19 protein-coding genes and 1 tRNA gene are annotated in these 23,634 nt (G+C 68.1%); 7 read left to right on the top strand and 13 right to left on the bottom strand.

All coding sequences use genetic code 11. From position 1 onward, the window contains the following. Positions 1 to 156: 156 nt before the first annotated feature. The 3 genes from GF399_08730 to GF399_08720 are packed head-to-tail and all read left to right on the top strand — an operon-like array spanning position 157 to position 2,733. On the top strand, positions 157 to 1,119 hold the full coding sequence (locus GF399_08730) for a hypothetical protein (GenBank protein MBD3400403.1): 963 nt from the start codon (positions 157 to 159) through the stop codon (positions 1,117 to 1,119). Further along, positions 1,119 to 1,880: an ATP-binding cassette domain-containing protein gene (locus tag GF399_08725; GenBank protein ID MBD3400402.1), complete on the top strand. Its 762-nt coding sequence runs from the start codon at positions 1,119 to 1,121 to the stop codon at positions 1,878 to 1,880. Before GF399_08730 ends, GF399_08725 begins: the two co-directional genes overlap by 1 nt. Beyond that, positions 1,873 to 2,733, top strand: coding sequence for a metal ABC transporter permease (locus GF399_08720; GenBank protein MBD3400401.1), 861 nt, complete (start codon positions 1,873 to 1,875; stop codon positions 2,731 to 2,733). The genes GF399_08725 and GF399_08720 overlap by 8 nt, the downstream gene beginning before the upstream one ends. A 573-nt stretch (positions 2,734 to 3,306) precedes the next feature. Here the strand turns inward: GF399_08720 and GF399_08715 are convergent. The 4 genes from GF399_08715 to GF399_08700 form a co-directional block, all read right to left on the bottom strand. Further along, a complete protein-coding gene (locus GF399_08715) occupies positions 3,307 to 4,218 on the bottom strand; it encodes a pyruvate synthase subunit beta (GenBank protein ID MBD3400400.1) in 912 nt (303 codons plus the stop codon). Positions 4,219 to 4,329: 111 nt separating this feature from the next. After that, a complete protein-coding gene (porA, locus tag GF399_08710; GenBank protein MBD3400399.1) occupies positions 4,330 to 5,487 on the bottom strand; it encodes a pyruvate ferredoxin oxidoreductase in 1,158 nt (385 codons plus the stop codon). Continuing rightward, a complete protein-coding gene (locus GF399_08705) occupies positions 5,488 to 5,793 on the bottom strand; it encodes a 4Fe-4S dicluster domain-containing protein (protein MBD3400398.1) in 306 nt (101 codons plus the stop codon). It abuts the gene before it with no gap. A gap of 19 nt (positions 5,794 to 5,812) precedes the next feature. Then, positions 5,813 to 6,373: a pyruvate ferredoxin oxidoreductase gene (locus GF399_08700; protein MBD3400397.1), complete on the bottom strand. Its 561-nt coding sequence runs from the start codon at positions 6,371 to 6,373 to the stop codon at positions 5,813 to 5,815. Positions 6,374 to 6,923: 550 nt separating this feature from the next. Between GF399_08700 and GF399_08695 the strand changes: the two genes are divergently transcribed. Beyond that, positions 6,924 to 7,634: a hypothetical protein gene (locus GF399_08695; GenBank protein MBD3400396.1), complete on the top strand. Its 711-nt coding sequence runs from the start codon at positions 6,924 to 6,926 to the stop codon at positions 7,632 to 7,634. Between the two features lie 559 nt (positions 7,635 to 8,193). Here the strand turns inward: GF399_08695 and GF399_08690 are convergent. From GF399_08690 to GF399_08680, 3 genes are read right to left on the bottom strand one after another with little or no spacing between them, the layout of a single operon-like run. Then, positions 8,194 to 9,846 (bottom strand): ATP-binding cassette domain-containing protein, encoded by a 1,653-nt coding sequence (locus tag GF399_08690; protein MBD3400395.1) that lies wholly within the window; start codon positions 9,844 to 9,846, stop codon positions 8,194 to 8,196. Beyond that, the gene (locus GF399_08685; GenBank protein ID MBD3400394.1) at positions 9,843 to 12,134 is read right to left on the bottom strand and encodes a transglycosylase SLT domain-containing protein; all 2,292 of its coding nucleotides are present in this window, start codon (positions 12,132 to 12,134) and stop codon (positions 9,843 to 9,845) included. The genes GF399_08690 and GF399_08685 overlap by 4 nt, the downstream gene beginning before the upstream one ends. Next, positions 12,064 to 12,801 carry a methyltransferase gene (locus GF399_08680; protein ID MBD3400393.1) on the bottom strand — a complete coding sequence of 246 codons (738 nt, stop codon included), beginning with the start codon at positions 12,799 to 12,801 and terminating at the stop codon, positions 12,064 to 12,066. The genes GF399_08685 and GF399_08680 overlap by 71 nt, the downstream gene beginning before the upstream one ends. 78 nt (positions 12,802 to 12,879) lie before the next feature. On the opposite strand from GF399_08680, the gene GF399_08675 reads away from it, so the two are divergent. Further along, a complete protein-coding gene (locus GF399_08675; GenBank protein MBD3400392.1) occupies positions 12,880 to 13,449 on the top strand; it encodes a Fe-S-containing hydro-lyase in 570 nt (189 codons plus the stop codon). A gap of 311 nt (positions 13,450 to 13,760) precedes the next feature. Here the strand turns inward: GF399_08675 and GF399_08670 are convergent, their stop codons facing one another. From GF399_08670 to gatE, 3 genes are all read right to left on the bottom strand, one after another. Then, complete coding sequence (locus GF399_08670; GenBank protein MBD3400391.1) at positions 13,761 to 14,447, bottom strand: hypothetical protein; 687 nt, start codon at positions 14,445 to 14,447, stop codon at positions 13,761 to 13,763. A 486-nt stretch (positions 14,448 to 14,933) separates the two neighbouring features. Then, a complete protein-coding gene (locus tag GF399_08665) occupies positions 14,934 to 15,728 on the bottom strand; it encodes a GNAT family N-acetyltransferase (GenBank protein MBD3400390.1) in 795 nt (264 codons plus the stop codon). Between the two features lie 10 nt (positions 15,729 to 15,738). Beyond that, positions 15,739 to 17,781: a Glu-tRNA(Gln) amidotransferase subunit GatE gene (gene gatE / locus GF399_08660; protein ID MBD3400389.1), complete on the bottom strand. Its 2,043-nt coding sequence runs from the start codon at positions 17,779 to 17,781 to the stop codon at positions 15,739 to 15,741. 209 nt (positions 17,782 to 17,990) lie between these two features. Here gatE and GF399_08655 point away from each other — a divergent pair, with 209 nt between their 5' ends. Together GF399_08655 and GF399_08650 are read left to right on the top strand one after the other, a co-directional pair. Further along, positions 17,991 to 19,421, top strand: coding sequence for a hypothetical protein (locus GF399_08655; protein ID MBD3400388.1), 1,431 nt, complete (start codon positions 17,991 to 17,993; stop codon positions 19,419 to 19,421). Further along, a complete protein-coding gene (locus tag GF399_08650) occupies positions 19,408 to 20,370 on the top strand; it encodes a 4Fe-4S binding protein (protein MBD3400387.1) in 963 nt (320 codons plus the stop codon). Before GF399_08655 ends, GF399_08650 begins: the two co-directional genes overlap by 14 nt. A gap of 534 nt (positions 20,371 to 20,904) precedes the next feature. Here the strand turns inward: GF399_08650 and GF399_08645 are convergent. From GF399_08645 to GF399_08635, 3 genes are all read right to left on the bottom strand, one after another. Next, a tRNA-Lys gene (locus tag GF399_08645) sits at positions 20,905 to 20,981 on the bottom strand. 42 nt (positions 20,982 to 21,023) lie between these two features. Continuing rightward, positions 21,024 to 21,896: a 5'/3'-nucleotidase SurE gene (surE, locus tag GF399_08640; protein MBD3400386.1), complete on the bottom strand. Its 873-nt coding sequence runs from the start codon at positions 21,894 to 21,896 to the stop codon at positions 21,024 to 21,026. Beyond that, positions 21,889 to 22,707, bottom strand: a complete 819-nt coding sequence (locus tag GF399_08635) for a 5'/3'-nucleotidase SurE (protein MBD3400385.1) — start codon at positions 22,705 to 22,707, stop codon at positions 21,889 to 21,891. The genes surE and GF399_08635 overlap by 8 nt, the downstream gene beginning before the upstream one ends. Positions 22,708 to 23,634: the final 927 nt, after the last annotated feature.

Genomic DNA, 23,634 nt, shown 5'->3' with positions numbered 1-23,634 from the left:
GTTTTTGCATCTCGGCGACCGTTGGAACGGCGGCAACGGTCCGCCTCCGCAAAAACCGTGCCGGTTCCGGCTTACAGCCCGGGAGTAACGACGGGCCTGGCCTCGTTTTTCAACGGCCCGCCGCAGACCCATAACCCATTTCAGTGGAGGTTGATCATGCGTAATCGGCTGGTTCTGCTGATCCTCTCGCTCATTCTCGGTGCGCTTACGGGTTGCGACGGCGACGGCGACACGGCCGTGGATCAAACCGACGGCGAAACGCTGCGCATCGTGACCAGCTTTCTGCCCGTTCATCTGCTGACGATCGAGGTGGCGGGCGGGCTACCGGGCGTCGAGGTCGAGGTCATCATCGACCCGGCGGCGGGCGATCCGCACAACTATCAGCTCACCCCGGGGGACCGGCTCAAGCTGGAGCGGGCCGACCTGGTGATTATCAACGGTCTGGACCTGGAGGCCTTCCTCGACGACGCTTTGGTTGAATTGGGCGAAGACGTGGTCATCATCGAGGCCGCGGCGGGCATCGAACCTTTGCCCAACCGTCAAGGACCGGCGACGGAGGAGCATCACGATCACGAGGACGAGCACGATCACGGCGCAATCAACCCCCACGTCTGGACCTCGCCGGCGGCAGCGGTGCGGATGGTCCAGAGCATCCGCAACGCCCTGAGCCGGGAGCTGCCCGATGCCGCCGGGACGTTGCGCGCCAACGCTGAGGAGCTGATTACGGAGCTGGAGCTGGTGTTCGACCGCATGCAGCGCGCCGTCGAGAGGGGCGACAACCGGCGGATCGTCACCAACCACGACGCCTTCCCCTACTTGGCCCGGGACCTGGGTCTCGAGGTGGCGGCGGTGATCAACTCCAACCCCGGCGCTCCCCTGTCCGCCGGTGAGATCGCCGAGCTGGTCGAGCGCCTGAACGCCGAGGGCGCCGCGGCGATCTTCGTCGAGCCCCAGTACCCGGAGGACGCCGGCCGCGCCGTGGCCGCCGAGACCGGCCTGCCCGTCTACACTCTGGATCCCTGCGCCACGGGTGAGGCCGAACCCGGCTATTTCCTCGAGGTCCAGGAGCGCAACGCCGCGGCCCTGGAGCGGGCTCTCGCCCCCGGCGAAGCGGATTGATGGACGAGGTCGCCGTCAGGCTGGAGAGCGTCGGGGTCGAACTCGAGGGTCACCGGGCCCTCGAGGGGATCAGCGCCGAGGTGCCCGCCGGGGCGCTGACGGCGGTGATCGGCCCCAACGGCGCGGGCAAGACCACCCTGTTGCAGGCCGTCCTCGGCCTGGTGCCCTACAGCGGCCGGATCAGCTTCCCGGCTTTCGCGGGTCGGCCGCGCATCGGTTACATGCCGCAGCATCTCGGCCTGGATCCGGGGTCGCCGCTGACCGCCCTCGAGTTCTGTCTGCTGGGACAACAGCGGCGTTCCCTCTGGCTCGGTTATGGTAAGGAAGCCCGGCGGCGGGCCGAGAGGGAGCTGAACGCCGTCGGGGCCGCCGAGCTGGCCGAGCGACCCCTGGCCGGGCTTTCCGGCGGCGAGCGCCAGCGCGTCCTGCTGGCCGGCGCCCTGACCCTGGACCCCCGACTGCTGCTCCTCGACGAACCGGCGGCCGGCGTCGACGTCGTCGGTGGCGAGCTGTTTCACGAACTCCTCGACGAGCTGACCGCCAAGCGCGGCCTGACGGCGGTGATGGTCAGCCACGACCTGTCGATGGTCTCGACCCACGCCGCCCGGGTGCTGTGTCTCAACCGGCGGCTGATGGGCGTCGGCTGCGCCCCCGACGAGATCACCGCCGAGACTCTGACCGCCATGTACGGACGCAGCAAGGGCTTCTTCATCCACGACCACAACCCGCCCCCGGACGAGAACGGAGGCGGGCATGCTTGAGCCGCTCTACGATCTAATCTCCTGGCTGCTGCCCGGCGAGCTGGGCCAACTGGCCTTTCTGCAGCGGGCCCTGGTCGCCGGGCTGTTCCTGGCCCTGGCCGCCGGCATCCTCGGCGTCGGCGTCGTCGGACACCGTCTCTCCTACTACTCCAACGCCGTCGGCCACTCGACCTTTGCCGGGGTGGCCGTGGGCGTCCTCTCCGGCGTTTCACCCTACCTGGCTCTGGTGGGCTTCGCCGTGCTGGTGGGCTTGGCGATCACCGCCCTGCGCCGCCGGGGCACCCTGGCCACCGACACCGTCGTCGGCGTGGTCTTCGCCACGGTGATGGCCCTGGGCATCGCCCTGCTGTCGGCCTATCGCGGCCTGGGGCGCGAGCTGGCCACCTACATCTACGGCGACCTCCTGACCATCTCCGACGCCGAGGTCCACCTGACCCTGGCGGCCCTCATCCTGACCGTCGTCTTCTCGATCCTCTACTACAACAAGCTGACCCTGACCGCGGTCAGTCCCGCCGTGGCCCGGGCCGCCGGGGTGCGCGTCGCCGCCCTGGAGTACGTCCACGCCGCCCTGATCGCCGCCGTGGTCGCCGTGGCCGTCCGCGCCGTGGGGATCCTCTTCGTCTCGGCCCTGCTGATCCTGCCCGCCGCCGCGGCGCGCAACCTGGCCCGCCGCCAGTCGACGATGTTCTGGTGGGCCGCCGGTCTGGGGGCCGCCGCCGCCGTCGGCGGCATCCTGCTCAGCCTGGCCCTGGACACCGCCACCGGGGCGACGATCATCCTGCTGGGGGCCTTCTTCTTCGGCCTCTCGCTCCTGGCGGCCCGCCTGCGCGGCAAACCCGGCCGCCGGGGCTGAGCGCGGTATCGAGCACCGAGACCTGTATCCCCGTAACGGCGGCTGTCCCCAGGCGCCCGTTAATTATCTTCCCGGAATGGCAACCGATAGCATATGGCATCATGTAACCTGATCGGACCAAATCAGGCCGACTACGAGTGGTTTAGCCGGTCTTCGCCGCCCGGTGGGCCACCCACCGGGCCGCCCACCGGAGATGCTCGATTGTTGATCAAACACCCGCATAGTATGCCCTTAAGGCTTGTTATTGGATGACTTAGATATAGATCGCCGGCCGCCGCCCGGGCATAGGCAAGCCTGCTGCTGTCTGGCCTTCTTATTAGTTCCCGGATAACCGCCACCCGATGGCTACTCGCTTTCTGACAGCCATGTGAGGATCATCGCTCGTATTATCAGCGGGTTACCAGCGTGATCCGCTCCAGACGGGGCAGACGATCCCAACCACTTTCGGGCGGCCCGCGGGGGGCTGATCCCCCCGAACCGCCCTTGCGGGGAGGCGGATCTGCGCTCGGGTACCGTATGCGAAACGGGCGGTCCCTCGCGGGGCCGCCCGTCGTGTTTGCCAACCGAGTCCGACTAGCTCAACTCGGCCATCTCCTCGGCCAGGGCCTCGGTCATCTTGACCTTGGCCTCCAGCTTCTTCCAGCGCAGGTCGCGCATCTTCTCGATGTGCTTGATCTGCTCCGGCGTCAGGTGGCGGAAGCGGCCCTGCAGCTTCAGATAATCCTCGATAGGCTTGAACTGCTTGGGTTTGTAGTTGATTTTGTAGACGCCGCCCTCGATCTCGTACAGCGGCACCAGGCCGGTCTGGACGCCCAGGCGGACGGCCTTGATCGAATACTCGGACTTCATCTTCCAGCCCGGGATGCAACTGGCGAAGATCTGCAGGTACTTGGCCCCGCGGATGCCCTTGGCCTTCTCCACCTTGGCCAGCAGGTCCTTGGGGTGACTGATGGCGGCGGTGGCGGTGTAGCGGATGCCGTGGGCCGCCATGATCTCGACGATGTCCTTCTTCTCTTCCTTCTTGAAGTGCCGCACCGGCGTGGTCGTCGTCCAGGCGCCCCAGGGGGTGGAGCCGGAGCGCTGGATGCCGGTGTTCATGTAGGCCTCGTTGTCGTAGCAGATGTAGATGATATCCTCGTCGCGCTCGACGGCGCCGGAGAGCGCCTGGATGCCGATATCGGCGGTGCCGCCGTCACCGGCCCAGGCCAGCACCGTGGTGTGGTCGTTGCCGCGGACGGCGAAGCCGTTGCGCAGCCCCGAGGCGGCCGAGGCGGCGGTTTCGAAGGCGGTGTGGAACAGCGGCACCTTGGTCGCCGAATAGGGGAAGGGGCCGTCGATGACGCTCCAGCAGCAGGCCGGTACGCACATCGCCGTGTCCGGGCCCAGGGCCTTGAGGACGTAGCGCAGCGCCAGGACGCAGCCGCAGCCCTGGCAGGCCACGGTTCCGCTGGTGATGTACTCCTCTTTGGGGATCGGGTACTTCATCGTGGAAACCTCTCTTGGGGCTTATCCGGCCGCAGCCGGGTTCAAGTCGAAAAGGTCGGCCGTGTTCCCGACGGGAGCCGGCTCAGCGGCTCGGGTCGGGCGCCGCTCCCCTCAGGCCAGCTTGGCTCCCTGCCAGTTGATGTCGCCGGCGGGGCTCTCCTCGATGGTGGTGCGGATCATCGCCAGGATGCTGTCCACGGTGATATCGCGCCCGCCCAGACCGGCGATGAAGCCGTGGATCTCCGGGGTTTCCGCCTCGTGGTACAGGCAGCTCTTGATCTCGGTGAAGAAGGCGCCCTCGGAGCCGTAGCTGATGTTACGGTCGATGACGCCCAGGCGTTTGCGGCCCTTGGCGATGGCGCGGATCTGCGGCTTGGGGAAGGGGCGCAGCAGGCGGACCTTGACGCTGCCGACCTTGTGCCCCTCCTCGCGGGCGCGGTCGACGGCGTCCTTGGCCGTCGAGGAGACCGTCGCCGTGGTGAAGATCAGGTAGTCGGCGTCCTCGGTGCGGTAGCCCTCGACGACGGGGTAGTTGCGCCCGAAGACCTCGCCGAACTTTTCGTCCTCAGCCACGATCACATCCAGGGCCTGTTCCATGGCGCGCTGCATCTTGATCTGCAGCTCGTAGTACCACTCCTCGTTGGTCAGGGCGCCGTAGGCCGGGCTGCCCTTGGCCGGATCCATGTCGAACTCGGCCTGGTACTTGGGCAGGTAGCTGTCGACCAGCTCGATGTCGGGGACGTCGACGGGCTCCGAGGTGTGGGAGAGGACGAAGGCGTCCAGAACCAGCATCGCCGGCATCTTGACCTGCTCGGCGACTTTGAAGGCCTGGATGACCGTGTCGAGGACCTCCTGGTTCGAGGCGCAGTAGAACTGGATCCAGCCGCTGTCGCGCCGGGAGACCGAATCGTTCTGGTCCGTCCAGATCGTCCAGGGCGGTCCCATGGCGCGGTTGATGTTGGCCAGCACGATGGGCAGCCGCGCGTGGGAGGCCCAGTGCAGCATCTCGTCCATCAGGGCCAGGCCCTGGGCGCTGGTGGCGGTGAAGGAGCGGGCTCCGCCGGCCGAGGCGCCGATGCAGGCCGCCATCGCCGAATGCTCGCTCTCCACCTTGATGAAACGCGCATCCATCTCGCCGTCGGCGCACAGCTCGCTGATGCGCTCCACGATCTGGGTCTGCGGGGTGATCGGGTAGGCCGCGACCACCTCGGCCCGCGAGACCATCGCGCCGAAGGAGACCGAATGGTTACCGGTGAGTACCTTTTTCATCTACTTGCCCTCCTCCAGCATGGTGATGCAGCTCTTCGGACACTCTTCGACGCAGACGCCGCAGCCCTTGCAGTAGACCAGGTCGACCTCGGGGAAGCCCTCGGCGTTCTCGATGATGGCCAGGTCCGGACAGAACTGCCAGCAGATCCCGCACTTGATGCACTCGGCGTGGTTGATCTTGGGGTAGACGTTGCGCCAGGAGCCGGTCTCGTTGACGAACATCTGGCCCATGGTCCGCGCCATCGGCGGCAGATCGTCGATGGTCTTGAGCGGAACGACATAATCCTCGGGTTTCTTGTCGGCCATGTGACTCGCTCCTTGGTAGTTAAAGCTCCAGCGCGGCGAAGGCGTCGCGGGCGGCCTTGGCGTTTTCGGCCTGCTTGGCCGGGGCGCTTTCCTCGATGACGGCGGCCAGGTCGTCGATCTCGGCCAGACCGGTGGTCTTGGCCGCCACGCCCAGCATCGCCGTGTTGACGATCGGCGTGGCCATCGAGCCCAGGCCGTGCTTGACGGCGATCTCGGTGGCGTTGATGGCGTGTACTTCGTAGTCGCCCTCCAACCGGTGGTCGCGCTTGAGCGTCGCCACGTCCTTGGGGCTGTTGACGACCATCACTCCGCCGGGCTTGATGCCCGCGCTGCAGTCGACCTTGTTCATCAGCGTCTCGGAGAGGACGAAGACGTAGTGGGGGTTCTCGATGTTGTGCCGGGCGCGGATCTCGTCGTCGCTGACGCGGACGAAACTCTGCACCGGCGCGCCGCGGCGTTCGACGCCGAACATCGGGAAGGCCTGGACGCTCTTGCCGCCGCGGAAACAGGCGTCGGCGAACATCTTGCAGGCGCTGGCCGCGCCCTGGCCCCCGCGTCCGTGGAAGCGGATCTCGATCATCTTGTCTGCCTTTCGGATGGGTGACTGGCTGCAGGATCGACGGGACGTAAAAAGACCCCGCGGGCGGTCGCCTGCCGGGGGTTAACGGTATACCAAGCTGCGGCCGGTAATTCGCCCGGCGGCCGGGCCCGGATCACGGCGCAGCGGCTGTAGACTACGCGGGCTGTTCGGTGCGCTCGGAATAGGCCGCTCCCCGGGGAGGATGGAGGCGTCTAAAACCGCGCCGGCGGGGGATCGAGAGCCCTCGGGCCTTTCACCGCCCGCGGATGCCAAAACCGGGCTAAACTATAACACTTCAAGGGTTGCGGCTCAAGGCGAAAACAGCGCCGGGCCCCCCCGTCGTCCGCGGGGGCTGAGCTGCGCTTGTTATTGCGGCCAGAAAAGTGACGGCCGTCCTTGCCGGGACGGTCGTCTTGTGCTAGTTTCTATTCTACTATTTCACTCCCCAACACTACTACACCCCGGGCCACTACACCCCGGGCCACGACACCCCGGCCACGACACCCCGCTGATCACGCGCCGCCCGACCATCCCCCGCGAGGTGACCTCAATGAAAAAAGTGCTGATACTCTGCCTGGCCTTGACCGCCGCCGCCGGAGCCCTATCGGTGATCATGTTGGTCAACGGCTTCGATAACTTCGACGGTCTCTACCAGCATCTATGCGCGGACCCCCGCTTCGATACCGTCTACCGCTACACGATCCGCTACGACCCCCCGCCGCCGGAGCTGCTCCAACTGCACGACTGTGCGACGATCGACGGCTACTACCGTTTGTGTGACATGGTGGCGCTGGGCAATTTGCTGGCCGATTACGTCGACGGCGGCGGCCGGGTGGTCTGCAACTACTACGCCATGAAGGGACCCTACCAGGACGACGGCTCCCCGCTGGGGCGTTGGTGGTTCGAGGGCTACAGTCCCTACGCTTGCATCTCCGGCGCCGACTATCATCACCCGGAGGACCTGATCATCGACGAACCAGGCCACCCGATCTTCGACGGTGTCTGCGCGGTCAACGGCGCTCGGGGCAGGATGCAAACGGAGCTGCGCCCCGGAGCCGTCGAGCCGGCCCACTTCGCCGACGCCGGCGGCGTGGCCCTCAACGCCGACGAGAGCGTCTGCGGCATCAACTATCGCTCCAGCGACGACCACGACTGGACCGGCGACGGCTTCCGGCTGATCGCCAACGCCGCCTGCTACCTAACGGACCATGTCGACATCCAGCCGACGAGCTGGGGACAAATCAAGGCCCTGGGCGAGTAGGACCGGGTAGGCATCGGTTGGGTGCGATTATCACTGCGGCGTACGGCGGGGGCGTGGGATGAACCCCCATCCCCCCGTCGTAAATCGCCAGCCCTGTAGGGCGGGGACTCTGTCCCCGCCGTTTGTACGTTAACGCCGATCCGCGCCCCTTTGACATTCGCGGCGGGGGGCGGAGCCCCCGCCCTACGTGAAACAGGCATCCGGCAACCGCGGGCGGGATTAATAGCCCGCCCCTACAGTATGCCAGCCGGCGGCCGGCATACTGTAGGCTGGAGAGCCTGCGCTCCATAGCCAATTACCAATCGCCCCGCCGCAATCGGATAATTATGTAGGGCGGGCTCTCTGACCCCGCCCTACGTTCATTAACATCTAACCATCCCCGATACCAATCAGTCCGCTGCGACGGGGTCGAAGACCTCGGCCGACGGGACCGCATCGCCTGCCGACCCTCCGCCGGCGCGGACCGTCACGGTTTTTGCATACCGAAGACCTCCGGTGACCGGAGGTCTTCGGGCAAAAACGCGCGCCGGTCCGCGCCGTGCCGATCCGTTGGGCGCCGTCACATCTCGCGCAAGCCTTGTATATCCAGCCGCAGGTGGCGCTCGGCCGTCTCGGCGGCCCGCTCGCGGTGGCTGATGACCAGCAGGGCGGCTCCGGGCAGCTCGCTGCGCACCGATCGCAGCAGGCGTTGCTCGGCGGCGGCGTCGATGAAGCTCGTCGTTTCGTCGAGGACGAGGAGGCGGGGTCGGTGGTAGAGGGCCCGGGCCAGGGCCAGGCGCCGGCGCTCGCCGCCGGAGAGATCGACGGCCCCGGCGTTGACCTCGCGTCCACCGTCGGTTAGCAGTCCGTCGAGTTCGACGAGTTCCAGCAGGCGCCGGGCTTCGTCCAGGTCGGCCTCGCCCGGGGGCCGGGGATAGACGACGAGTTCGAGCAGGCCACCGGGGAGGAACTCGGGCTCCTGATCGACGAGCAGGGCCGACCGGCGCCAGGATGACAGGCCGTAGTCGGTCACGGGGCGGCCGTCGGCGAACAGGCGGCCCGTCGTCGGGGGGTAGAGGCGGCAGAGCAGTCGGGCCAGGGTCGTTTTACCGGCGCCGGAGGGTCCGGAGAGGTGGCAGTGTTCGCCGGCGCGCAGCGTGAGGTCGAGCCTGGTGAAGACCGGGGCGGCTCCGGGATAGGCGAAGCCCAGCCCCGTGGCGCGCAGCTCGCTCCAGAGCGGCGGCGGCGGACCGGCGAGTTCCTCCCGGGTCGCCGACCACAGCCGGCGCAGCCGACGGTGTAGAACCAGGGTGTTGGTCAGCGGGGCCAGGGAGCCGACGACCCGTCGCAGGGACAGCAACAGCCAGCCGACGGCGACGGCGGCCGAGCCCAGGGTGGCGGCGTCCAGCGAGGCGAGCTCGAGGGCGTCGATACCCAGCCAGAGCGCTCCGGCCAGCACGAGCACCACGAAGCCTTCGCCCAGGGGGCCGAGGAGGAGGCTCCAGCGGCTGCGCTGGAGCATCAGCCCCAGGCGTCGGGATCCCAGCGCGTTGAATGAGCGCCGCTCGAACTCCTGGGCGGCGAAGTTGCGCACCAGGCGGGGGGAGGCGGCGGCGTCGACGGCCCGGCTCCAGTAGCCCCGGGTGGCGTCGAGATAGTGTTCGCCCAGCAGGCCGACCCGGCGGGTCAGCAGCCGCAGGGGCAGGACGATCACGAGGGTCACGATCAACACCAGCAGGGCGGGGCGCCAGTCCAGAACGACCAGGTAGACCCAGAGGGCCAAACTTTGCAGCAGTTGCATCATCGTCTGGGTGACCAACTGCAGCAGGCCGCCGCTGAGCTTGGTGGTGTCGAAGAACAGGGAGCTGGCGCTTTCGCCGACACCGCGGGTCTGCAGCAGGGGCAGGCCCAGCAGGGCGCTGAAGGAGCGCCGCTCCAGCTCGAGTTGCAGGCGGGAGGAGAGCTTGAGCGAGATGTAGCCGATCAGGGCGCCGAAAGTGGAGCGGAGCAGAAAGAAGCCCAGCAGGGCGGGGATCAGCCAGTCGCCCATTCCGTCGACGGCCGTGCGGAAGGCCTCGACGGCCCAACCGGCCAGGGAGGCCACCCCGATGCCGATACCGGCCTGGGGCAGGGCCAGCAGGACGAGGACGACCAACCGCCAGCCCCAGGGGGCCAGGGTCTTGAAGACGCGGGGCAGCTCGTCGAGATGGTGCCTGAGTCGCGCCTGCCTCATCGGCTCTCCCTGCGGTAGAGTTGACGGTAGCGCAGGTAGGAGCCCAGGACGCGGGTGATGTAGCGTCGGGTCTCATCGAAGGGGACGGTCAACAGCCAGATGTCCGGCGGCGATTCGGCGAAGGCCGCCCGCCAGCGGTCGGCGTTGCCCGGTCCGGCGTTGTAGCCGGCCAGGGCCAGCATCAGGTTGCCGTCGTAGCGCTCGAGCATCTCGGCCAGGTAGGCGGCCCCCAGGCGCAGGGAATCGGCGGGATTGCGGGGATCGTAGTCCTCCAGATCGAGCCGGTCGGCGGTCAGGGCGGCGGTGGCCGGCATCTGCTGGGTCAGACCCACGGCGCCGGCCCGGGAGACGCAGTCGGGATCGAAGCGGCTCTCCTCGCGCACCAGGGCCAGCAGCAGCAGGGGATCGAGGCCGCTGTCGGCGCAAGCTGCCGTGGTCGCGGCCAGGTGGGCGGGGGGGTAGGCGAAGGGCAGGGCGGCGAGACCACCCAGCCGGCCGTCGGCGGTTTCGGCCAGCGCCCGCCCGGCGAAGTACAGACCGGGTGGCGGCGAGTAGTCGCCGACTTCCATTCGGCGGCGCACCTCGGCCAGGGTCGCCGCGCTCCAGGCCAGGGGCTCCCGCTCCCGGTAACGCAGCAGGGCCTCGCGGTAGGCGCCGTAGAGTTCATCATCGGCCGAGCTGGCCAGCTCGAGGAGCAGGGTCAGCTCGGGATCGGCGAAGGTGCTGTAGCAACCTTCGAACAGGCCGCCCCAAGGTACGAGGTCGCCGTCGGGCTCGCGGTACAGCCACCACTCCCCGCCGCCGCCGGGCAGTTCATAGAAGGGGTAGCTCCAATGGGTCAGCCGCGGCGGTTCGGCTCCGACGGCCAGACCGGCGAGGCGCTCGACCCAGTAGACGGCGTGGGGGGCGTAGGCCGGATCGTGATCGGTGCTGGCCAGGGCCTCGGCGGCGCGGCTGTAGTTGCCGGCGGCGGCTTCGATCATCCCCGCCCGCCAACCGGCGCGGGCCCGCTCCTTGCCGGTCAAGCCGCCGGCGAGGGCCCGGTGGTAGAGCGCGGCGGCCGCGGCCGGGGCGGAGTAGCGCAGCAGGTTGGCCCGGTAGTAGGCGGCCTTGGCCACGGTCAGCGCCGCGTCGCGCTCCAGGTAGCTGCCCGCCAGGGCGGCGGGGGTGACGGCGGGCTCGACGGCGACCCAGAGCCCGGCGGCTTCAGCAGTTCTATCGCGCTCGTACTGGGTGGAACCGGCGTAGAGCCGGGCCAGACCGCCGAGGTCGGCGTCATCGAACAGGTTCTCGTACTGGGCCAGGGCCAGGCCGAAGCGCCCCCGGGCGTACTCCAGCTCGCCGCGCAGCAGGTTCGCCGTCGGTCCGGCGGGCAGCCGGTCGACGAGTTCGGCGGCCGCCGTCACCTGATCCAACTCCAGGGCCAGGGCGGCGGTGCGCGCCAGCTCACCGGCCGGAACCTCGTCGTAGCTCAGCAGTTCGAGGGCCCGGCGCCGGGCGTTCTCGTCGTCGGTTTCGGCGTCGGCCAGCTCCCAGGCCAGCTCCCGGCGTTCCTGCGGCCCGGCCAGCAGGCCCCGCCAGTAGGTCAGGTCGTCCCACAGCGGCGTGCCGGCCTCGACGGCGGCGCGCTCCTCACGCAGACCCGCCGCCGTGCCCTCCCCGGCGCCCAACTCATCGAGCAGGGCCAGGTAATCGTCGATGACCAGCCGCCGCAGCACCGGTGTGGCCAGCACCCAGGCCCGTTCCAGGGCGGCCCGACGCTCCCGGGCGTCGGCGACGGGATCGAGGCGGCGGCCGCGAATCAGTTGGGCCAGGCAGCCGACGGCGCCGGTGTCGAGGGGCGCCAGCCGCGCCAAGCCCTCCGCCTCCCAGCCCCCGTTCAACAGGGCCAGACCGTAGCCCAATTCGAGGATCGCCTCGGCGCCCGGCGGCGGCAGCTCGGCCGGTCGAACATCCAGCAATCCCGCCACGGCCAGATGGACCACCTGGAAACGGGCCCGGCGGTCGTCGAGCCCGGACAGCAGCTCCGCCGCCACCGCGTAATCGCCGTCGTGAACGGCCAGTTGGGCCGCGGCGTAAACGGCGGCGGGGGTCTCCGGCTCCAATCCGGCTGGGTACGCCCGCGCCGCCGCCGCGTCGCCGACGAGGAGCAGGTCCGCCGCCGTCGGTTCCGGCGGGGCGGGCAGCTCCAGGCGCGGCTCCTCGGGCGGTCCGCAGCTAAGAAGCGCCAGCAGCGGTACGACCGGCCAGAATCTGCGCCAGCTCCGGGCTGTAGCGGTTGCCTTCATGGGTCAGCAGAGGGGGTTCGACGGTCAGGCCGACGCCGCCGTCGCGGCGTGCCTCGACGAGGACCAGACGGGCCGCGGCGCCGCGGCGGGGATGGACCGGGCGAAGCCGCTTGGGCTCCAGATGATGGTCGACGAGCGTCTGAATGAGCTCCGCCAGCCGACGAACGGTGAAGACCAGGGACAGCAGTCCGCCGGGATCCAACAGCCGGGCCGCGGCGGTGAGGAAATCGGCCAGGCCCGCCGTCGTCTCACGCCGGGCGGCGTCACGAACGGGGTCCGGCGAGCGCCGACCGTCGCCGACGGCACGGAACGGCGGGTTGGCGATCACCCGGCGGAAGCCCCCCGCCGGCAGCTCGTCCAGCTCGCGCAGATCACCCTGATTCGCCTCGAGCTCGAGCCCGTTGAGTTCGGCGTTGAAGCGGGCCAACTCGACCAGGTCCGACCGCAGCTCGAGCCCCCAGCCCCGCTCGGCCCTGCCCAAATGCACGGCCGCCAACAGAGCCGCCCCGTGGCCCAACCCCAGCTCGGCCAACGGGCCCGGCCCGGCGGAGACGAAGTCCGCCAGCAGCACGGCGTCCAGGCTGGTCTTGGCCCCCCGGCGGGGTTGAAGCAGCCGTAACGCTCCTCCGAACAGGGCGTACTCCTCTGTCACGATCCCCGCATCCACACAGTGATTTTAGCAGCGGCGCCGACCCTCGACAAGGCCGACGCCCTCTGCTAACATCCTGCCTGCGAAAGGAGGACCATGGCCCAGAACCCCATCAAGCTGCAGACACCCCTGAGCGAGGACGACGTGCGCTCCCTGCGGATCGGCGACGCCGTCAAGCTGTCCGGCGTGATCTATACCGCCCGCGACGCCGCCCACGCCCGGTTGATCGAACTGCTCGAGACCGGCAAGGAGCTGCCCTTCCCCATCGCAGGAGCGGTGCTCTACTACGTCGGCCCGTGCCCCGCCAAGCCGCCCCGGGTCATCGGCTCCGCCGGACCCACCACCAGCTACCGCATGGACCCCTACACCCCGCCCCTGCTGGCCGCCGGACTGCGCGGGATGATCGGCAAGGGCAAACGCGAACCCACCGTACGCGAGGCCATGCAGAAACACGGCGCCGTGTACTTCGCCGCCGTCGGCGGCGCCGCCGCCCTGATCGCCAGGAGCGTCAAGAGCCTGGAGATCATCGCCTACCAGGACCTGGGCACCGAAGCCGTCCGACGTCTCGAGGTCGAGGACCTGCCCCTGATCGTCGCCAATGACGCCCACGGCGGCGACGCCTACCTCGAGAACCGCAAACCCTACCAGTCCCTGGCGCTGGATTGACGACACCGACTGCGACGACCATTCAACCGACCGGCGGGTACCAACCCGCCGGTTTCGCCTTAACCCATCGACCCGCCGGCCCGCGATCCCGGACCCGACCACCGCGCCCACTCCACCCCCCGGAGCCGGCACGGTTTTTGCGGAGGCGAACCGTTATCAACGGCCTAACGGTCGCCGAGATGCAAAAACCGTGCCGGCTCCGGGGGGTCTAACGTTGCCCATGGACGAGCGCTCGGGGTCGCGGGCCGGCGGGCTGTATTAGAAAGACCCCGCCGCGCCGGTCGGGGCCGCTTCTTAGCGTTGTCGTCGGCCTAGTTCTGCCGGCGGCCGACGAGGCGACGGAAGTCACGATCCTGGCGCAGCCAGGCGAAGGCCTCGTCGAGGCGGGCGTCATCGGCGTAGAGATCGTCGATCTGGATAGCGGCGGCCAGGTAGTCCAGGGCGATGTGGCGGTTGCCCAGCCGGGCGTAGGTGCAGGCCAGGTGATAATGGGCGCCGGCTTCCTCGGGTTCGAGCTCCAGAACGCGCTCGAACTTGTCGATCACGGCGAAGTGATCGGGCTCCTCACCCATATCCATCAGGGTCAGGCCCCAGTTGTAGAGGGCGGGATGGAAGTCGGGATTGACGGCGAGGGCCCGGCGGTAGTGTGCGACGGCGGCGTCGAACTCGGGGTTGATCTTGTTGACCAGGGCCAAACCCAGGTTGGCCAGGGCGTGCTGGAAGTCGGGCTTGATCTGGATGGCGAAGCGGTAGCGCTCGACGGCCTCGGGGTAGTTGGGAGGATCGACCGCCGTCAACGCGGCGCCCCAGTTGTTGTAGAGGCTGGCGTAGAGGAAACGCTCGACTTCGGCCATCGCGGAGACATCACGGAACAGGCCCAGGGTCAGCTCCTCGGCCCGTTCGTAAAAGGCCAGGGATTCCTCGTGACGGCCCTGATCGCAGAGGGCGTCGGCGTCGTCGAGCAATTCTTCGAATTCTAACCAGAGGTCGTCGCGCATGGTCGTCCGGATTGAGGATCGGCCGCTGGAATACTCCTTTGGCGGGCCGGGCTGGATTGAGAGTAGATCGCAGCGAACGCTTGTCAGCCACTCTTCCATCCACGGCCAACTCTATACCAGCCGGCGGGGAAATGCAACAGCCCGGCCGCCGAAAAAGAACCACCCCCTCAGCTATCCAGCATGGCGGGAGCGGTCAAGCCCCTGGACTTCAGCCTGTCGATTGCACCGCGGTAACCACTGGAGATCCTCGTAGCGTGTGGCGCCGGCGGCCGTTGAAAACACAGGACGGCGAGCGGGACGACTAGCGAGCCGCCGGAACCGGCACGGTTTTTGCATCTCGGCGACCGTTACGGCGGATGTTAACGGTTCGCCTCCGCAAAAACCGTGCCGGTTCCGGCGGCGGGGTTCGGGCGGTTGGGGTGGTTTACAGCTCGTGTTTTCAACGGCCGCCGGGAAAACGCGCCCCCGGGTGAGCCGGGGGTCGTTTCAGCGCAGGCCGCGCCGCGTCAGTTGTTCTTCGAGGAGCTCGACGATCTGGTCCCGGGGCAGGGGTCCGAGGAAGAGTTCCTCACCGTCGGCGAAAACCCCGAGGGACTTGCCCAGGCGCAGGGTGTCGGGACGGCGGCTGACGTCGTGGACGACGACCTCGATCAGCAGGGGGTCGACCTCGCGGGCGGCCGAGGCGACCCGTTGGGCGATCAGGGCGGCGTAGGGGCAGTGGTGGTCGACGAAGACCTCGATGACGAGTTTTCCGGGCACGCTGGCGGGTTGGTAGTTGCGCGGCAGCCAGCGAACGCGGGGTTCCGCGGCGGGATCGGCGTCGGTCGGGGGCAGGTAGAGGAGCTTGATGTTGTCACGTTCCTCGAGGGTACGGAAACCGAGGTGGATGAAGAAGTCGGCGGGCATGAAGCCGGCGAAATCGAACCCGAAGGCGGCCAGGGCCTGGGGGGCGGCGGCGGCGCGGACGGCCTCCAGCAGCTCGCGGCCGTAACCCCTGCCCTGCCAGTCGGGCTTGACCCAGATACAGTGCAGTACCGCGGTATGGCGACCCTCGAGCTTGAAGGGGGCGATCCGCAGCGGCAGGGCCTCGGCCAGGCCGACGGGACGGCCCTCGACATAGAGCAGGCGGCCGATGAAGCCCTCCTCGAGCTGCTCGCGCAGCAGCTCTTGCTTCAGCTCGGCGCCGTCGGCCAGGTCCTCGCCGGGGACCCAGCAGGGCTTGATGTAATCATCGAGGCGCTCGGGGGTCAGCGGTTCGATGCTGTGGTCGATCTCGCTCATGGTTGTAATCTCAGGCCGTTGCTCGGGCGGGGGTTTTCCGGAAGGCGAGTTCTTCTTCGACCAGCGCCGCCAGGCGTCGGCCGGGGAAGCGGTAGTTCAGCCGTTCGCGGACCCGGCCCATCAGGTAGCGGTGGCGCTTGGCCGGATCCGTCGGGCCGTCGGTGTAGGCGGCGACCTCTTCGATCAAACGGCGGGCCTTGGCGTTGTCGACGATGCGGAAACGATCCAGCAGTTCGTCGAGTTTTTCAGCGGCCGCCGGGTCTTCGGGGTTATCGAGTCGGCCGCCGAATTCGGCCAGCAGCTCGGCGAGGCTGTCCGGAGCCAGCTCACCGGCGTCGACGGCGGCGAAGACGCGGCGCAGGATCCAGGGCTCCAATCGGGGCAACAGGCCCTCCCGGCGCAGGTGCTTGGCGGTTTGGACCAGGGTGACGGCGATCAGCATGGGCTGGACGCGGGGGCAGGCGTCGGTCAGCTCGGCGTAGAGCTCTGCGGCGTCGTGCTCGCGCAACAGATATCGACGGACGTCGGCGGGCAGCCCGGCGGCCCGGTACTGACCGCTGCGCCGCCACAGCGGCGGCGGTAACCGTTCGGCGATTTCGTCGACTGCATCGCGCGGCAGGGCTTGGGGCGGGTGGTCGGTGTCGGGGTACATCCGGTCGGCCCCGGGCAGGACGCGCTCGAAATCGGTCTGGACGCCGGAGAGGCGACGACCGTCGGGCAGGACGAGTCGTTCCTCGACCAGGGCCTGGCGGGTCTGGCGGGGCACGCCTTCACGGGCGGCCAGGTTGCACCGATCGACGATCTCGTTGAGGGCGGTCTGGACGTCGCCCTCCTCGCCCTGGACCAGGACGACGGCGTCGGCGTCGGCGGCCTGCAGCTCGCGGCGCAGGCGGGGCCAAACCTCATCGTCGACGGCCCAGGCGCCTTCGTCGCCGCGATGGTAGACGTAGGGATAGCGATCGAGGCAGGCCACCACCCGGACCACGCCGCGCAGCTCGTCGATGAAGCTGAAGTCGGGCTGGGTGCGCCAGTCGAGGAGATCGTTCCAGCCGGGCAGAACCAGGGCTCCGGCGACGGGTCCGGGCAGGCCGACCTCGGCGGCGGCGAACAGGCGGCGCTCGGGGCGCAGTTCGGTCAGCCCGCGGGCCTGCAGTTCATCGCGCAGCTCGAGCAGGGCCTGGTGGCGCAGGGCCTCGACGCAGGTCAGCCGGGCGATGTACCCCACCTTGCTGACGCCCTTGTTCTCGATACGGGTGCTGCCACCGATGGAGATGTTGACGTCCTGGCGCGAGGCGCCCAGGCCGCGGCGGACCATTCCCGTGGCCCGCATCACGTCACCGAGGAGGGCGCAGATCTCGGCCAGCTCCCAGGGGTCGCGGGCGTCGGGCTCGGTGACGACCTCGAGGAGGGGGAAGCCCAGGCGGTCGGTACGGAAGACGATGTCGTGGCCGACGTCGGAGACCTCGCGGCAGGAGTCCTCTTCGATGGAGAGTTGGCGGATCCTGATCCGGCGGCCCTTGTAGGGCACCCAGCCGTCGAGGCCGATGATCGCCGTGCGCTGGAAGCCCGTCGGGATCGAGCCGTCGAGGTACTGCTTGCGGGCCACGTGCATCTCGTCGACGACCTCGCAGTTGAACTGGCGGGCGACGGCGACGGCCTTGGCCAGCGCCTCCTCGTTGATCAGGAAGGGCGGCGTGTCGTCCATCTCGTAGGTGCAACTGACGGGATCGATCAGCTCGTAGATGACGTTTTTCTTGGTCTTGAACTCCATCAGCGCGGTGCCGTCGTAGGTTCCCATCTCGGAGAGGGTGGGGCGCATATGACGGTAGATGCGGGCCGCCGGCGGGGTGTCGGGCATGGGCACCGCCGGGCAGCGACAGAAGAGCTTCCTCTTGGTGGCCACCTGCTGGTGAATCTCCAGACCGCCCATGAAGCGCAGCCGGCGGAACAGCTCCGGCGTCCAGCGCTGCGGTTCGGCGATCAGCTCGGCGGCGGGCGGCAGGTCGCGGACCTGCTCGAAGGGATTGGCGTGGGGGTCTCGGGGGTTGGTCATCGGCGGGTGTCGGCGGTGAACCGAAGTGATGAAGGGCCGTAAGCCGCTGTCAGTAAAGTAGTTAGGCCGAGCAAACGTGACGACGATTGTAGCACGGGCCGGGGCGTTCTGGCAAGCCCCGCTACGCGGCGCCGGTGTTTGACAGCTGGCGCCGGGCTCATTATACTGCAACCCGTCCGCGAGACCTTTCCCCGTCGCCGGAGACCGCCTTGCCCTCCTATCCGCCCCTGGCCGAGCTTACCCGCTACATCAAGGAGCACCTCCATGTGCTGGCCGACTACCGACGCTGGCGGCTCAAGCCGGCGGTGTTGCGCTCGACACCGGTCCGGATCGACATCCTCTGGCATCAGCCCCCCCAGTCGCACCTGTTATTGAAACTCGCCGAGGACCTGTGCTTCTACCTGCCGTTGTTGATCCAGCGGGACAAGATCGACGAGTTGGGCGCGGGGACCGAGATCGAGATCAACGGTCGCGTCTGGCGACTCTACGATCCCTACCGCCACCCCCCGGCGCTGCGGGCCCTGCTGACGGCGGCCCGGCATGGCAACGCCGGGCGGCTGAACCTGGAGCTACCCCGGATGGGCCGTTTCGGCAGCCCGGGTCGCAACCCCCTCGCCAACCTGCGCCGGCTGGACGTCGAGCCCCTGGCCGGTGAGGGCGACGAGCCGTCGACGAATTACATCTACCGGGTGCGCCTGGAGAGTGACACCAACCGCGTCGCCGCCGTGCTCAAGCGCTACCTGCCCCGGGAGAGGCCGGAGAGCGGCAAACGGGAGTGGGAGCTGGCCACCACCCTGGCCAGCGAGCTGGTTCCCCGGCCCCTGGGCCGACTGATCGACGGCCGGGGCGAGCTGACCCTGGCCGCCTGTTACGAGTTCGTCGAGGGGCGGGAGGTCGGCGAGTTGATCTGGCGTTTGCTGGAGCGGTTGACCGTCGATCCCTTCAACTCGATCACGGCGCGGCTGCGGGTCATCTTCGGCAAGACCCTGCACACCCTGGCGGCCTTCTACGAGCGGCTGCCGGACCACCTGGGCGACGGCCTCGGCGGCGAGGCGGTGCTCGAGCGCCTGCTGGCCAAGGCCCGGCGGGACTTTGAGACGGTCAAGCGTCACCGTCCGGCGGACGCTCCCTTCCAGCGAACCCTGGACAAGGTGCGCGGGTACGCCGAAGCCGGAGCCTACCACGGACCGCGGCCGATCCACGGCGATCTGATGTGGCGCCAGTTGCTGTGGCGCAAGGCGCCCTGGCCGATCCCGGTGCGCGATCCCGTCGAGCTGCCCGGCCGGCTGACCCTGCTGGACACGGAGTCACGGCGCGGCGGCTTCCTCGAGGAGGACCTGGCGGGACTGGCCGCCGCCAACAACTTCATGCTGGCCCAGCAGGGACACTACGACTACGCCCCTTCGGTCTTCGCCGCCTTCTGGCACGCCTGCGCCGAGCAACTGCAAGCGCTGGAGGTGGAGCTGAGCGACGTCAAGCCGCTTTTATCCCTGGTGCGGCTGCGACATCTCCACGACGCCGCCTACTACACCCTGGCCCAGAACCGCCGGCTGGTCCGTAGCGAGCAGTACGAAGGCTTCGTGCGCTTCAGCCTGCGGATGGCCGGTCTGACCCCCAAGGAGCGCGATGGCCGCCGGTAGGTTCAAGCCGCTTCTGCTGCTGCTGCTCGTCTTCCTCCTCGTGGCGCCCGTTCCCGCCGGGGCCGACGAGCATCCGGAGGAGAATCAAGGGACCCTCGATCCCCAGGCGCCCTGGCGCCTCGGGGTGATGGGGCTGTTGATCCTCGGCGGCGGATTGCTGCTGGCCCGCGGTCTCGTCCAGCGCTGGTTGAGGATCGCCTGGGGGCTGGTCGTCGGCGGGCTGTTCGGCTTGCTGCTGATCCAGCATCCCAGCCTGGTTTCCAGCGTCTGGAAACCGGCGGCCTACACCCTCCAGGGCGGCGCGGTTCCCGCAACGGCCCTGTTTTTCCTGGGCCTGTTCTTCCTGGCCAGCCTGCTGTTCAATAAATCGATCTGCGGGCTGACCTGCCACGTCGGCGGCGTGCAGGAATCCCTCTACTGGCTGGCCCGACCGCTGCGGGACAAGCTGGGGCTCAAGCGTCCCCTGCGTGTTCCGGCCTGGTTGGGGCTGGTCGGGCGCGTGTTGTTCCTGGCCCTGTTCGCGGCGCTCCTCCTCGGTCTGGGCTACAATCTGCTGCGCCAGGTCAACCCCTTCCACATCTTCGCCGGCCACGGGAGCTGGGACTGGGTGCTGATCGCGCTGACGGGGGTGCTGTTCCTGACCTCGCTGCTGGTCTACCGACCCTGGTGCAGCCTGCTGTGCCCCTTCGGCCTGGTGAGCTGGCTGGCCGAGCGGCTGAGCGTCTTCGGCGTCCACATCGATCGCGGCCGCTGCATCGACTGCGGCCGCTGTGTCGACGAAGCGCCCTGCAACGCCATGGGGCGTATCTATTACAGGCGGGGCCTGCCGGGGGATTGTTTCCTCTGCGGGCGCTGCGTCGAGATCTGCCCCGTTAACGCCGTGATCGTCGCGGTCAAGGACCGCCGGAGGGCGCTGGAGAACCCCCGGCCGGGACAACCGTCGGCTTAACCGCCCTCTGCGGGCCGTCACGGTTCTTGCAGACCGAGTTCTCCCTGGCGGGCGAACTCGGTGCAAGAACCGCGCCGGCCCTCGTTTATCGAAGGCTCGAGCATCTCGAGAGCCGCCCCTGCGGAGCGGAGCCGTGTTGCCCGTCCCGCATCAGGTGTGCGGCGGGCGGCTCTCAAGAGCCGAACCTACGGGTCGCGGCCCACGACAACCGCTGATAACCTATCGATAACAAAAAGCGGGGGCCGGAATGGGATATACCCAGCTCAGCCCCCTTGGTGGGCGCGGCCCACAAATGCTGGGCCAATGAAGACGCGAAACAAAAAGCGGGGCCGAAAGGGGATATACCCATTTCAGCCCCCCTGGTGGGCGCGGCCCACAAATGCTGGGCCAATGAAGACGCGAAACAAAAAGCGGGGCTGAAAGGGGATTTCCCCATTTCAGCCCCCTTGGTGGGCGCGGCCCACAAATGCTGGGCCAATGAAGACGCGAAACAAAAAGCGGGGCCGGAACGGGATTTCCCCATTTCAGCCCCCTTGGTGGGCCGTGAAGGAATCGAACCTTCAACCCACTGATTAAGAGTCAGTTGCTCTGCCTAGTTGAGCTAACGGCCCGTGGCTCGGGGGGAGTAATTTACCCCAGGGGCGGGGGGAATGTCAAGGGGCGGAGCCGTCGAGGCCCTGTTCGCAGAGCAGGCGGTGGAGCTTGCGGTTATTGAGGTCGAGATCGAGAGGGGTGACGGAGACGCAGTTCTCGAGGATGGCCATATAGTCGAGTTCGGGGCTGTCGTCGTCGTCGATTTCGCTCATCTTGCCGGAGAGGCGCCAACCGCCCTCGTCGTGGTCGCGCTTGTAGCGGGTGTCGAAGCCGAAGCGGCCGTGGCGGGTCAGGCGCAGGCCCTTGATCCGATCGGGTTCTATATTGGGAATGTTGACGTTGACGCAGGTGAAGGGGGGCAGGCCGATGTCGAGGAGGCGGCGGCAGAGCCGGGCGGCGATGTCGGCGGCGTTCTCGAGGGCGCCGGGAACGGGGGCGCCGCCGGGGGGACGGTTGAAGGTGCCCAGGCTGAAGGCCACGGAGGGGATGCCGAGGAAGGCGCCCTCCATGGCGGCGCCGACGGTGCCGGAGTAGAAGATGTGGTTGGCCAGGTTGAGGCCGGAGTTGATCCCGCTGACGACGAGGTCGGGACCGTAGGGCACGGGGGGAACGGGCTCGTCCTCGCGGATGACGGGGTCGGGCTCGCCGATGCGGCTGTAGAGGTTGCTGACGGCGTACTTGACGCAGTCGGCGGGTTTGCCGTCGGTGGCCACGGCGTCCATGCCTTCCTCGATGGCGACCTCGGAGACCTGGATGGAGCGGTTGAGGGTGATGGCGTGGGAGGCGCCGGAGCGCTCGAACATCGGGGCGCAGATCAGCAGCTCACCGAGTTCTCGCAGCCGGCGGGCCAGCAGGTGCAGGCCGGGAGAGTGGACGCCGTCGTCGTTGGAGAGCAACAGATGGGGGGTGCGTTGACGTTCTTGGTTAGTCATCGTCGTCCCGGGTTTGGAGGCTCGGGTGGTCGTGGCGGATCCAGTAGGGGGCGAAGGGGCCGTCGTCGACGTCGGGAGCGGCGGGACAGTCGGTCAGCGAGGCGTAACCGGCGGCGACGGCGCCCAGGTCGCTGTCGGGGGGCGGCGGGGTCGGGTTGTGGCCCCGGCCGCGCAGCAGCAAGCCCGCGGGGTGCTCGGCGGCGTAGCGGGCGTAGATGGTGAAGGGGTAGGAGCGGGTGCGACGCAGACCGCGCAGCTCGCCGTGGACGGCGCCGGGGACGTTGAGGTTGAGGAAGTGGCCGGGGCGCAGACCGTCGGCGAGGATGTCGGCGGCGACCTCGCGGGCCACGGCGGCGGCGCGATGGTAATCCTCGTCGGCGGGTCGGCCCCAGGTGTCGGTACCCTGGAGGAAGCCCGTCGAGACGGCCAGGGCGGGAACGCCCCAGAGAGCGGCCTCGGCGGCGGCGCCGGTGGTGCCCGAGTAGGGCAGGTGGCGGTAGAGGTTCAGTCCGGCGTTGATGCCGCTGGCCACCAGGGCCGGGGGTCGGCCGTCGCCGTCGCAGAGGGCCAGGCGGACGCAGTCCACCGGGTAGCCGCCGACGGCCCGGGCCGGCAGGCCGCCGTCGAGGGTCAGCTCGCGGACGCTCAGCGGGGCGTGGAAACTGCTGGCCAGGGCGCAGCCGGAGCGGGGCTCGGCCGGGGCGACGACCTCGACGGCGCCGAGATCGGCCAGGGCGCGGGCCAGGGCCGCCAGCCCCGGGGCGTCGACACCGTCGTCGTTGGTGATGATGATGCGCAAGTCAGTCAAGATGGGCCGTCAGGAACAAACTAAGCACGATGGAGGCAGGGACTGCTGTGAATGTATGTGGAGCGAACTCGCCATTATGTTCGTCTCTATCATCTTGAGTGTCAATCGGGCTGACAATCTTGCCATTAATGGTTGCGGGTGTGGCGGATGGGATCGCAAAAGATAGCAGCCGCGATAATACGGTTACTAAAGGCTCACCTAAGGTGCGATACTTCGGCGCTCCGGGAAGAGCTTCTTATCGGTTGACTTCAGCTAGCCGGCCGGGCCGTTAATGAGCCTCGGACGTCTGCATCGCAACACTGGTGAGCCGCCGGTTAATCGGGGCCCAGGGTGACAAGTGCGTGATAATCGTCGCTATCGGACCAAGACCTTCTTAGGACAGCAACTTTAACAGGTTGTTGTGTTTAGGGCATCTTGCAGCCTTATTCTGCTGCTTTCCGTCCGGGCGTCGGTGAATATCACGACCGCTTACAGTTGCTGTAAGAGTAAGGGACCATCACGGAAGGTGAACATCAGCTATTGCAGTTGTGTACTTCCAGCGGCGTGAACGGATCTGTCATCCCGCCACCGATCGAGGCGGGCAATGTGGCGGGGAAAAGCGGGTCGGGGGACCGGCACGTCAACTATCCCAGCTGCAACCCCCGCTATCACTACCGCTGGCCGACGGGCGCATAAGCGAGATAGCCCGTCTGTTCCGGCTCGGCGTCCCGGCGGCGCGGGTCGCCAAGGACCTGGGCCTCCATCGTACTACGGCCTATCGCTACTAGAGGCTAATCCGCCGGCGCCTCGCCGCCGCTCGCCAGGCCGCGCTCGACCCGACCAGCTACACCGACGGCTGGAAAGCCTATAACAAGCTCTCGCTCAACGGTTTCCCTCACAAGCGCATCAGCCACCAACAGGATTTCGCTGATGGACGGACACATATCAACG

This window comes from Candidatus Coatesbacteria bacterium, assembly GCA_014728225.1.
Classification (GTDB): Bacteria; RBG-13-66-14; RBG-13-66-14; order RBG-13-66-14; family RBG-13-66-14; genus WJLX01.
This window is presented reverse-complemented; position numbering and strand designations above follow the sequence as displayed.